Genomic DNA, 9,941 nt, shown 5'->3' on the forward strand with positions numbered 1-9,941 from the left:
AGCACCCTTGCACTCGTTTAAAAAAGGTTTAATAATCCTGGCCGATAGAATGCCAATAGAATAAAAAAGCGCTATTTCAGAAGACGGAACTCCTGAAAAGCGCCTTTACCTTGCTTCCATCATTGGATAACATGTTTGGGCAATATGAAACGCCTCTTGATAGTATCTCCCGTCAACAAGCGTCCTTCTTTGGATCAATACTCCTCTCGTTCTGCCTTAGTTGATATTTTAAGCCAGGGAGGAACTTTTGTCAACCCATTTTTTTCATTCCCCGAGGTGCTTATCAAAGATCGGGATGAAGAATGGCCTCTTGCCCTTAAAGTTACCTCGTCAACTGATGCTTTATAAAGGCTGCACGGCCACCAGGTTGCTGCCGTCATAATAATCTACTTTAGCCTTAAATTTTTCCATGACAAATCTTAAAGGGACGAGGGTACGGCCGTCAACCACCCGGGCCGGGACATCCAGATAAACCGTCGCTCCGTTTACCAGGGCTTTATTGCTCCCTATTGCCAGGCGAATGGTAGAGCCCTTATTGGTAATTACTACAACACCATTATCATAATTTACCTCTGCGCCCAGCCCCTCGGCCAGGAACCGTACAGGTATCAAGACCCTGCTGTTTTCAATCCGGGGAGGAACGTCAAATTGCAGCGCTTTCCCTTTGATAAAAACCTTTACCTGCAGTTCACCGCTGGCCGCATAAGCCTGATCTAATTGCCGGTAAACCTCTTCGTCATCAGGCTCCTCCTCAAGTACGTCTTCCAGCAGTTCCCGGGCATCCTTAAACTTGCCGGCCTTAAAATACATCATGCCCAGCTGCTTCTTAATTTGCGCCCGGGTGGCAGCATCAAGGGTCGTATCGGCTTCGACGGCATTTTCCAGCTGCTCCGTGACGTCAACAATCTCTTCTGCGTCCTTCCAGGTATCAAGCTGCGCCTTGGCTTCATAAACTGCTTCGGCTACGCTCCGTCCCTCCAGGATTGCTGTCAAAGCAGCACGTGCTACCGGATTTTTCACATGTAACAGGGCATTCTCAACGCCTCTATATACGTGCTTCGCCACACTTTTCCCGTTCTTAACCTTTATTTGTTCCCTTTCGCGATCCCTCTCCCTCGTTCTTTCCTGCTCCTGGTCAGCATCCTGCTGTACATCATCCTGTAACCCGGCTTCCAGTTCCAACTCATACTCCCACGTCCTGCCCTTTTCTCCTCCTCCCCTGGCCCAGGCAGGCAGGACAAAGGAAAACACCAGAGCCACACCTGCTATCAGAGCTAGAACCTTTTTGCCTTTTTGCATATTGACCCTCCCAGCTTTTTAAGGTTTCACCATATTTTTCGCCCCGGCGTTCAATTTTAGGAGGGTCCTGCCAGCCAGTTGCGGCCTAAAGCAAGGAAAATACCCGTCATTATACCCAGGACCAGGGCCACAGCCGCATTGAGTAACAGGCGGGGCCTGACCTTTTCCGGCTCGCTGATGTCATCGATAATCCTGGCCGGGTGCATGGCGGCAAGCCTGTCCTGGAGGGAAAGATACTGCCCTATCAGTCCAACCTTCTCCTGGGCCTGGATTCCCTGTAACTGGACCAGCTGCAGGGTATAAAGTTTCTGCTCGACTTCGCTTAAAGGTGCCTTTTCCAGGCCGGCGATAAGCGCATTAATTTTTTCTTTCTCAGCATTGGATTGTTCCAGATCCTGGCTTATTTTTTGTAGATTTTCTTCCAGCGACGCCCGACGCTCCTCATACACTTTATTCCTCTCTTCAATAAAAAGGGCCACCATTTTAGCCGCCACGGCTGCAACCTGACTGGGATCCCGGCCCTCCAGGAAAAACTTGAGGTAGTTGGTATCTTTGATCGCTTCCCCCCGGGTCTTAAAACTTTTAGGGTCCGCCGGGACTGCCAGCTGCTCCAGGGCTGTGGTTAAGAGAGCCTGGCTCTCAAGTATTGCTTTTCCCTCATTTTGTTGCAAGGCTTTTGCGTCTATCCTTTCTAATTCTATCAGAGCTTCTACTCTATAAACCGGGGGCAACACTAGACTGGCAATGATAGAGGCTAATACGGCAGCCAGAGTGATAAAGGTAATCATCCAGCGCTGGCGCCAGAGGACCAGCAAAATTTCCCTTAAATCTATTTCGTCTTCGTATTGCCGGGCGGGTTCTGATAAGGGGACGTCCATTGTTGCTTCTTAGATCTCCTCCCTATTATTCAACAGCCTGTTACTTCCATCACCTAGCAACCATTTCGTTTCTATTCGACAGTTACAGGAAATCTCCTGCCCAGTTAAACATTAATTAAATCTAACCGCTCCATGCCTCTTCCTTATGTGATATAATTCACTAATGTAGCTGGCGTAGAACCGTAAAATGGACTAAAATGGGGTGCCTCCAGCTGCCCGTTAACATTATTTAACGATGGGACCCTCGCCCGTGCCCTGGCCAAAGTTCTTGAAACTACCGGGCTTGACCGTTACCTGACAGGCCAGAACGCCGGGCCGATATTGTTTCACCACAGGTTCAAGGTGGCCGTGGCCGGTTGCCCTATGCCTGCTCACAACGCAGCTTCGTTCCCCCGCTTCCGGCGGTTCAGTGCGATGCCAGGCGCACATAAATAAAGTCAGCCTTAACACCCGGGCTGACTTTATTACATTGATCTGTTTTTCCAGCGGTCAAGTTGCGGTAAAAATACCGGGGTCCTTTAAGTTTGAGTTTGGGTAAGCCCGCGTAAGTTCTCCAACCGGCCCGTTGCATAAAGATAAGACATTATCAACAGGTGGATACCTAAGGAGAGAATGAAAGTTAAGGGCAGGTTCCAGTTGCGATAAAGCAGCATGCCGTTGGCCCGCAGGAGCAGATGGAGCAAGGTGGCACCCAGAGGAAAAGCCAGCAGGATAAGCACCACCGGCAAAATGCTCCTGTACTGGGCCAGGAGATGGCTGAAGACAATTATTAGCGGGAACCAGCTTGCCGCCAGGAAAAGGGGTATGCCGCCGATACTGACCAAATCAACGCGGCGGAAGGTCCAGAAACCGAAGTAGTTTTGCATCAGGTAAACTACCAGGAAAGCCAGGGCTAATCCGCCCACCAACCCGATGAGGGCCAGTTCCTTAACTCGCTCCCAGGGTACAACCAGAAACATGAGAATCAACCCGCCCAGCAAAACAATTGGTCCCGCCAGACCTTCTAAAACCATTTACTATCACCTCAAGGATATTTTCCCCGGAAAATCTATAAATATACATAATGGCGGATTAGCCTCGCACTACTCTGGCGAAATAGGACGCAAACATTAGGCGAAACGTCCGTCCTCATTATCTTCTACCTCATCCTGGAATGTGTAACCACATAAACAGCAAAACCGTCAGAAGGAATATTTTTATCATACAACGAATTATCTTTTAATCATATGCGAGGCTTCGCCAATACTAAATACGTGGACAGGTGATGTAGAATGCAACAGCAAAAGCTGGCAATAATGGACGACACACTTGCTATCTGCAGGCTGGACAGGGATGCTCCACTACCGGAATGGGCACAGAGGAGCAGTTTTTTCTCTTGCACTCGAACCCATTCTGAGCTTTCAATTGTCTGTTCCCAGAAAGATGTACCCGTAAATGTCCTTTGCGAAAAGGGGTGGCGATGCTTGAAAATAGAAGGTCCCTTAGATTTTTCTTTGACGGGAATTTTGGCATCACTGGTTACCCCCCTGGCTAAGGCGGGAATAAGTATTTTTGCGATATCGACCTATGATACGGATTATTTGCTGGTTAAAGAGGAACAACTTGGTTTAGCAATCCGTGTCCTTAAGCAAAGTGGCCACCATATTGAGTGATTGACCGTTTCCTATCGCTCAGACTGACAGTTTTTTTCTCTCCTGACGTAGACTACAGAAATACCTCTGTGGGGTACATCATAAACAACATGCCCCAAATTACCATCTCGTCCTTTTTCTGAGTGCCCAGTTCCTCCTTGGTTTGATTTCGCTCTGCAGCCTAAAAGGAAAAAAGATAAGGGTGTTTTTCTGCATGAAAGCTGTCTTATATATGACAGGTTTTCAAGTAATAAATGCTGATTTGTTTGTGAGGGAAGTGGCGGCGGTGTTTGAGGTAGGAAGGTAAGAGTTGAAAAAGGGATATTTGAGGGAGGAACCTTTATTGCCATCTAACAAGCGTAAGGTTATCCGGGTATTTTGTGATGAAAGCCGGCAGACAAAAGCCAGGTATATGGTACTCGCTGGCATTTGGATACCTCAAAAATATATACCTGAATATGAAGATCATCATAAAAAAACCATTGAAGTCACCTTCAAGGTGTCTGTGGATTCAGATGGTGGAGGCGGACCGTTCCAAGTAGTATGCAGAAATGATTTGCTATCCGCAAAAGAGCTATCAACATGGAATTCTTCTTTAATAGTTTAAGAAATCCCAGCATTTCCCAAAAGTCCAGAACCGGTATTGCAGGGCTTTGATGGTCCTGCTTTTCTCCTTGCCCCCCAATAACTCAGCAAATTCAGCCTGGGTATCTATCATCAGCTGGTGCCGCCAGTATTTTAACCTATTCCGCACCGCCACGCCTATCACTATCCTCTCAATATATTCCACGTGGTAGGCGGTTATTCCTGCCTGCTTTCTCCCAAATAAAGAATTAAAACGCCAACTAACTCTACTATAGTCGCAAATATAATTCCTGATTTTACTCTAAATACCGCTAAAAGCCTTGATATACTAAGCTTTTATGGATATTAGTTTGTCCTTCGGTTGTGCTCCCGGTTAGCCAGACAAACGTCACAACCGAAGGTATAACCGGGCAAAAACAAAACCCCCGGCCACCCTGGGCCGGGGTGGAACCGTGGATAATAGTGCATAATTTGTAGACGCCGGGAGGTGGGCTCCCGGATCGTGTACTCGTATGTTAACTTGGAATATCCGATAATTGTATGCCATTACCCGTTATTAATCCACAAATTATTTCAATGGCTTTTTGTATTAATTTTAAAGCCATAGGTGTAAGATAAGCAGCCGCTTTTACAGTTTCAGAGAAATCTTTTACCCTTTGAGCTAGTTTATTAAAACTAAACTTTTTCTTTTCTGGCGGGCAAGTATATGCTTCTGATAAACTTTCTAACAATTTATTAAGTTCGCTTTTAAGTTCCGTAATATCGGTTAACTGAGCCAATATACTGGCCAGTTCTGGACTATATGATTTAATAATTTCAATATGATAGGTACTTTGATCTAAGTAACCTACATTTTGGGAATTTAAATCTACGTTCTGAGGATTAATAATTTGTATTAATTGTATTACGCTGGCACCAGACTTTATTAGTTTTTGCCATGTTTCTCCATCGATTAACTGTGGCAATGATAAAGCTTGCGATTGCGACTGTAAGCCCCAAAAATTTTCTTGGGTTCGCCTGGATGTTTTTTTTTAGCGCTTTCTTTAATATAGGCTTTGTACTGCGGATTAATTTTAAATGCCGGGAAAACTATCTCCGGTGATGTTATAATTTCATCACCACAAAGATAACAGATACTGGCTTTTGATAAATCAAGGCTAGTTAATTCATTAATGGTTACTAAACACTCCGGACAACGCACTTCCCATATACATATTAACTTTTTTTGGTTAACTAATTCCTGCAGCTTAATAAATACTTCCTGTACAGGCAAACCCACATCTTTAGCAACCGCCGAGGGGTAAAACTTGGCAATAGGCAGTAATGCTACTTCATCAACCCATTTATCTACTTTATCTAAATCCCATTGCCTCATAGCCTTACCCCTTCTTCCTTTCTTAATTCTCAAGCAATATCTTCTTCCTTAGTAAATCAATAGCCTGTTCGGTAGCAAAAGTTCTAAAGCTAATACTATTAGTTTGTAACCCAACCCTTATAGTATGATATTCTACCACACCATTTTCATTTACAGGAAATCGAATAAATCCTCCTTGATATTGTAAATGGGGCCTTAAAGCATTTAGTAACGGCAAAGAACGCACATCTGCTAATTCTTTAACGCTTAAGCCTAATTTCTCCATCCCTGCTAGCAGGATGGCTAAAAACGGAACTCCTTCAAACACCGATAGGGTGTCAATACTCTCGTTTAATACATTTATAAGGCATTCAATATCTTGGTTTTCAAAATAATTATTAATACCGATAAGGACATTCGATATTGCAGAAATTTGTTCTTCAGTTAATTCTCCCTCGAAGAAAAGCTCCGGCCTTGATTCGAAACTAATAAGGTTACCGCCTAACGCATCGGCCATGTCCCCTATCTTACCACCAAAGGGCTCAATAAGGTCGGCAATCCTAAAGGAGTCTATAGCTTCACGACTTGTACCATCGAATAGTTGGGCAATTTCTCTTAAAATACGCGGAACATACTTAGGATCATCCCTAATTTCGAGAATGCAGTTTTCTAAATCTAATAATGCGCTGACAAGGCCACCTATAGTCCTAGTCGAAAACTGTAGCCCGAATGTACGTTGTACCCTAACTTTAACTAAATATCTTAATAAATATCGTCTACCCTCACCATATTGACAAGCACCTACTATCTGGGCTGTTGCTCCAAGGTTATCTGGATTTCTTTCGATTATACGTTCAAATGGGTTAATACCCAACCGCTCCCGCATAGCAGTAACAATATCTAATTCTCTTGCATGTTCGGGAAGTCTATGCCATGTAATGGCCCTTCTGCTTGCAAAGATTTTATCCTTAATATGCTCAAAAACTTTGTTTTTTACTTCTTCCTCGCCGTTCCTCAAGGTATCAAAAACAGCTTCTGCCAAACTAACATCTGGAGTATCATTGGGTATTCCGCAAATAACACATGCTTCTTCTAGCAAACTTTTTGGTAATTTTAATAAGTCTTCAGGAAACACCAAATTAATAGGCTGAAGCATTTAAACCATCACGCTCTTATTGACAAACTCTTATTTTTTTATAGGAAATATTCTCCATAGACCATAAAAATCCTGCAAGGTTACTAAAAAAAGCCCCCGGACCCGCGGTCAACCCGCAGGCCCAGGAGCTTCTCTCATTCCTTCCACCGCCGCAACCCGCACTCCCGGCAATACACCGCGCTCCCGGGCACAGTGCCGGCTCGGCCACGCCAGCGGAGATGTATGCTTGCGCTGAGGCGTCGTCGAGGGAGACGAGTTCGCCGGGGTAGTAGAGATCTTTGCCGGCGATCATCCTAACCAGCATTTTTCCTCAGTCCCTCAAGGGTGCCAAGGAAGTCATGCAGGAAGTTAGCTCCCCGGCTTACCAGCAGGCCGGACAGCACCATGCCAGCATAAGGGACGGCCAAAGGGACACCTACCATGCTGAAAAAGTCCACTCCCGCCGCTACGCATAAAAAAACGCCGAGTACAACGGCGCCAATGCGGTCGGCAGATACTTTCCCCTGCTGCCAGAACATCTTGCAGGTCTCCCACAGGGCCTCTAATACGGCGGCCACGACAAGGAGCTTATAAAAGTCCATTATTGTTTACCTCCCTGAGTAATATTAACGGTTCTGGTAGCCTCATCCCAATCTACTCGATAGTTGAGAGCATCGATAAGCGCCCTTACCGGCGCATAAACCTTACCGTCAACCATAATACCTTCTAGCTCAATGTTGCCAACGCGGATTTTCGGCGCCGGCGGCCGGATCAAAGCGGCCCTGATAGCGGCCACATCCAGGCTACCGGGACAATCCGTTTCGTTTACTTCCTTATGAGCCAGCACCCGGTCCGGAGTGATAGGATACCGCCGCATCAAATCCTTAATCAATCCGTACAGCGCCAGCATCTGGGCGCTGGTAGGCTTGCTCTGTGTAAAGTCTCCTACCAGGCAAATGCCTACCGAATCGTTATTCCTCCCGGGCGCATGGGCGCCGGCAAAGAGGATATTGCGGCCCTCTTGTACTTCGCCGTCCGGGCCGCCGTTACCATTGCAAATCACGTAATGATAACCCACATCCCCCCAGCCTAGCTGGTGGATATGATAATCGCGGAAGATAGCTACATTCCCGTTTGGGGTCCCAGAATGGTGGATAACGATGTAATGGATATCCTCCGGACTACGCCGGGCCATCATTACCGCTTCAGGGACGTTGGCAACGGTCACGGCCGATCACCTCCCAATAAGGCGCAAAAATAGATCTAGCGCCAGGCCGCCGCAAATGCCTATAATCCAAAAATAAAGCTTGTCAAACCTTTCTCCTATCTTATCAATCCGGGCCTCCATTTTCTGGATGGAGCCATTTTGTTTGCGTTGGTATTCTTCATGCCCGTCCACCCTTTCTTCCAGCCTCGCCACAGCCACTTCTAACGCCCCCAATCTTTCTTCGACATTCAATGGGGCACCCCCCTCTCTATCTGGTCAGCGTTATCTTTCGCTCCCCTTCGTTCCACACTACCTTCCAGCCAAGTATCTCGGCTAAAAAACGTAACGGTACCAGGGTCCGGTTGCTCTGCGGGTCAACTTCTGGTGGCTGATCCAGGATAACTTCTTCCCCGTCTACCAGGGCACGGGTACTGTCTATCCAAAGTTCCACTTTAGATGCCGGCTTAGGCGGGAGAATTACATCAACACTGCTCCAGGCCTCCATAAAGAAGGGTATCCCTAAGTCACGGTCTCGGTAGGTCAGAAAATCGTAAGGCAGGTAGCCATAACCGCTGTCACCCCATCCATCACCCCATGAATTGGCTAAACGGAGAAAACCTTTCCTGGTAACACCGCTTTTATAAGTATGGACGAGGTTATCATCCCAGCCATCAAGAAGGATCGCATGGCCACCGCGCCAGGAGCCTTCCGGCAGGTCGATAAATCCACCCGGCTCGCACTCGATAAAGTTATCGCAAACAAAGACGGCCGCCAGAACGGGGCCGTCGCGCATGATGGCAGTTTTTATCTCCTCCAGAGTCTGGATCCGGGCATAGGCGCCTATCTGGAACTGCTTAGCTTCGGTGACGGCGGCCTCCGGCACTGGCGGCAAAGGGCTCGCCATAAGGCTGTAAGGCAGGGTTTGCTCCTTGCAGGTACCAATATCCTTAAGTACAGCCATGGCCACCCGCGGATAAGTGCCCTCCTGGTTAGGAATCCCGTCTCTTTGTTTGCACTCAGCATAAATAAAAAGAGGGCTAAACCTGTAGCCCCTGGACGGATAGTTGACCGACTCCTGCCGGTCTTTGACGCCGGCCGCCGCCTGGCCGACGCAGGTGCCCCATTTACCCTGGTCCCGAACTGGCAGACGGGGCCAGAAGAATGATGCCAGCAATTCTGGCGCCGCAACCATCTGCGAGTAGATATAGTCCCGGGGATCCGGGGGCGACTGGATTGCGCCAGGCACAAACTGAAAACCCATGTTCTTCCCCTCCCAAAATTAAAGCCGCCCCGAGTGGGCGGCCTAGTTAACCCAAGTACTTATTTGCTATTAAATCTAATTTCGCCAAGAATTGCTTTTCCTTTTCGGTGAGATGTTCTTTATCCAAAAGCTCTTTACCAAGTTCAAGACAACTCGTAATAAACTCCTCCATTTCTATATCCATCGGAGCCCTCCTTTCCTTATTAGCCCATTTGCTGCGCATAAAAGTCCTAAGACGCCATTTGAGATGTTGATAGAATTGCCTCGGCTTGCTCCTGCGTTATAAAACCCTTGGTTACCGCATTTTGTACTTGATCAACGGTTATCTTCCGCATAATCCACATGTTTAATAGAAACGTATACATAAGCTGTCTCCTCCTACAACCTTACCTATAACCCTACCAAGGTTAACAATGCTTCTTCAAGTGCTGTTACTCGTTCCTCTAGAGTCGGTGGTTGTCCTGAATTCTTAATCGTATTTATTACTTCAAGAGGAATTCCTTTCTCGATTAACTTTTGTATAACTTCGAAGTCATCCAAGTCGAAATTTACATATTCAATGCCATTATACTTAAAAGAGTAAAGCATATC

At 46.7% G+C, this 9,941-nt stretch carries 16 protein-coding genes; 2 read left to right on the forward strand and 14 right to left on the reverse strand.

What is annotated here, in order from left to right; translation table 11 throughout:
* Nucleotides 1-342: 342 nt before the first annotated feature.
* The 4 genes from FLZ89_RS04235 to FLZ89_RS04245 all read right to left on the reverse strand — a co-directional run bounded on the left by FLZ89_RS04235 (nucleotide 343) and on the right by FLZ89_RS04245 (nucleotide 3,190).
* The gene (locus tag FLZ89_RS04235) at nucleotides 343-1,299 is read right to left on the reverse strand and encodes a copper amine oxidase N-terminal domain-containing protein (protein ID WP_141263914.1); all 957 of its coding nucleotides are present in this window, start codon (nucleotides 1,297-1,299) and stop codon (nucleotides 343-345) included.
* Between the two features lie 56 nt (nucleotides 1,300-1,355).
* Nucleotides 1,356-2,177: a Wzz/FepE/Etk N-terminal domain-containing protein gene (locus FLZ89_RS04240; protein WP_141263913.1), complete on the reverse strand. Its 822-nt coding sequence runs from the start codon at nucleotides 2,175-2,177 to the stop codon at nucleotides 1,356-1,358.
* A 225-nt stretch (nucleotides 2,178-2,402) separates the two neighbouring features.
* Nucleotides 2,403-2,552 (reverse strand): hypothetical protein, encoded by a 150-nt coding sequence (locus tag FLZ89_RS15590; RefSeq protein ID WP_172613441.1) that lies wholly within the window; start codon nucleotides 2,550-2,552, stop codon nucleotides 2,403-2,405.
* A gap of 143 nt (nucleotides 2,553-2,695) precedes the next feature.
* A complete protein-coding gene (locus FLZ89_RS04245; protein WP_141263912.1) occupies nucleotides 2,696-3,190 on the reverse strand; it encodes a hypothetical protein in 495 nt (164 codons plus the stop codon).
* 282 nt (nucleotides 3,191-3,472) lie between these two features.
* Between FLZ89_RS04245 and FLZ89_RS16300 the strand changes: the two genes are divergently transcribed.
* Nucleotides 3,473-3,829 carry an ACT domain-containing protein gene (locus FLZ89_RS16300; protein ID WP_256369531.1) on the forward strand — a complete coding sequence of 119 codons (357 nt, stop codon included), beginning with the start codon at nucleotides 3,473-3,475 and terminating at the stop codon, nucleotides 3,827-3,829.
* Nucleotides 3,830-4,151: 322 nt separating this feature from the next.
* Nucleotides 4,152-4,415 (forward strand): hypothetical protein, encoded by a 264-nt coding sequence (locus FLZ89_RS04255; protein WP_141304475.1) that lies wholly within the window; start codon nucleotides 4,152-4,154, stop codon nucleotides 4,413-4,415.
* Here FLZ89_RS04255 and FLZ89_RS04260 read toward each other — a convergent pair.
* The 10 genes from FLZ89_RS04260 to FLZ89_RS04300 form a co-directional block, all read right to left on the reverse strand.
* The gene (locus FLZ89_RS04260; protein ID WP_141304476.1) at nucleotides 4,404-4,598 is read right to left on the reverse strand and encodes a hypothetical protein; all 195 of its coding nucleotides are present in this window, start codon (nucleotides 4,596-4,598) and stop codon (nucleotides 4,404-4,406) included. The genes FLZ89_RS04255 and FLZ89_RS04260 overlap by 12 nt on opposite strands.
* Nucleotides 4,599-4,908: 310 nt before the next feature.
* The gene (locus tag FLZ89_RS04265; RefSeq protein ID WP_141304477.1) at nucleotides 4,909-5,358 is read right to left on the reverse strand and encodes a hypothetical protein; all 450 of its coding nucleotides are present in this window, start codon (nucleotides 5,356-5,358) and stop codon (nucleotides 4,909-4,911) included.
* Nucleotides 5,346-5,768 carry a hypothetical protein gene (locus FLZ89_RS04270; RefSeq protein WP_141304478.1) on the reverse strand — a complete coding sequence of 141 codons (423 nt, stop codon included), beginning with the start codon at nucleotides 5,766-5,768 and terminating at the stop codon, nucleotides 5,346-5,348. The genes FLZ89_RS04265 and FLZ89_RS04270 overlap by 13 nt, the downstream gene beginning before the upstream one ends.
* Before the next feature lie 22 nt (nucleotides 5,769-5,790).
* Nucleotides 5,791-6,903 (reverse strand): hypothetical protein, encoded by a 1,113-nt coding sequence (locus tag FLZ89_RS04275; RefSeq protein ID WP_141304479.1) that lies wholly within the window; start codon nucleotides 6,901-6,903, stop codon nucleotides 5,791-5,793.
* A 293-nt stretch (nucleotides 6,904-7,196) separates the two neighbouring features.
* The gene (locus FLZ89_RS04280) at nucleotides 7,197-7,484 is read right to left on the reverse strand and encodes a hypothetical protein (protein WP_141304480.1); all 288 of its coding nucleotides are present in this window, start codon (nucleotides 7,482-7,484) and stop codon (nucleotides 7,197-7,199) included.
* Nucleotides 7,484-8,110 carry an N-acetylmuramoyl-L-alanine amidase gene (locus FLZ89_RS04285; RefSeq protein WP_141304481.1) on the reverse strand — a complete coding sequence of 209 codons (627 nt, stop codon included), beginning with the start codon at nucleotides 8,108-8,110 and terminating at the stop codon, nucleotides 7,484-7,486. Before FLZ89_RS04285 ends, FLZ89_RS04280 begins: the two co-directional genes overlap by 1 nt.
* Nucleotides 8,111-8,116: 6 nt before the next feature.
* Nucleotides 8,117-8,341, reverse strand: coding sequence for a hypothetical protein (locus FLZ89_RS04290; protein ID WP_141304482.1), 225 nt, complete (start codon nucleotides 8,339-8,341; stop codon nucleotides 8,117-8,119).
* A gap of 16 nt (nucleotides 8,342-8,357) precedes the next feature.
* On the reverse strand, nucleotides 8,358-9,350 hold the full coding sequence (locus FLZ89_RS04295) for a C1 family peptidase (RefSeq protein WP_141304483.1): 993 nt from the start codon (nucleotides 9,348-9,350) through the stop codon (nucleotides 8,358-8,360).
* Nucleotides 9,351-9,396: 46 nt separating this feature from the next.
* Nucleotides 9,397-9,534 (reverse strand): hypothetical protein, encoded by a 138-nt coding sequence (locus tag FLZ89_RS15595; protein ID WP_172613442.1) that lies wholly within the window; start codon nucleotides 9,532-9,534, stop codon nucleotides 9,397-9,399.
* A gap of 206 nt (nucleotides 9,535-9,740) precedes the next feature.
* Nucleotides 9,741-9,938 (reverse strand): hypothetical protein, encoded by a 198-nt coding sequence (locus FLZ89_RS04300; protein ID WP_141304484.1) that lies wholly within the window; start codon nucleotides 9,936-9,938, stop codon nucleotides 9,741-9,743.
* Nucleotides 9,939-9,941 lie beyond the last annotated feature (3 nt).

Source organism: Moorella sp. E306M (genome assembly GCF_006538385.1).
Taxonomy (GTDB): Bacteria; Bacillota; DSM-521; order Neomoorellales; family Neomoorellaceae; genus Neomoorella.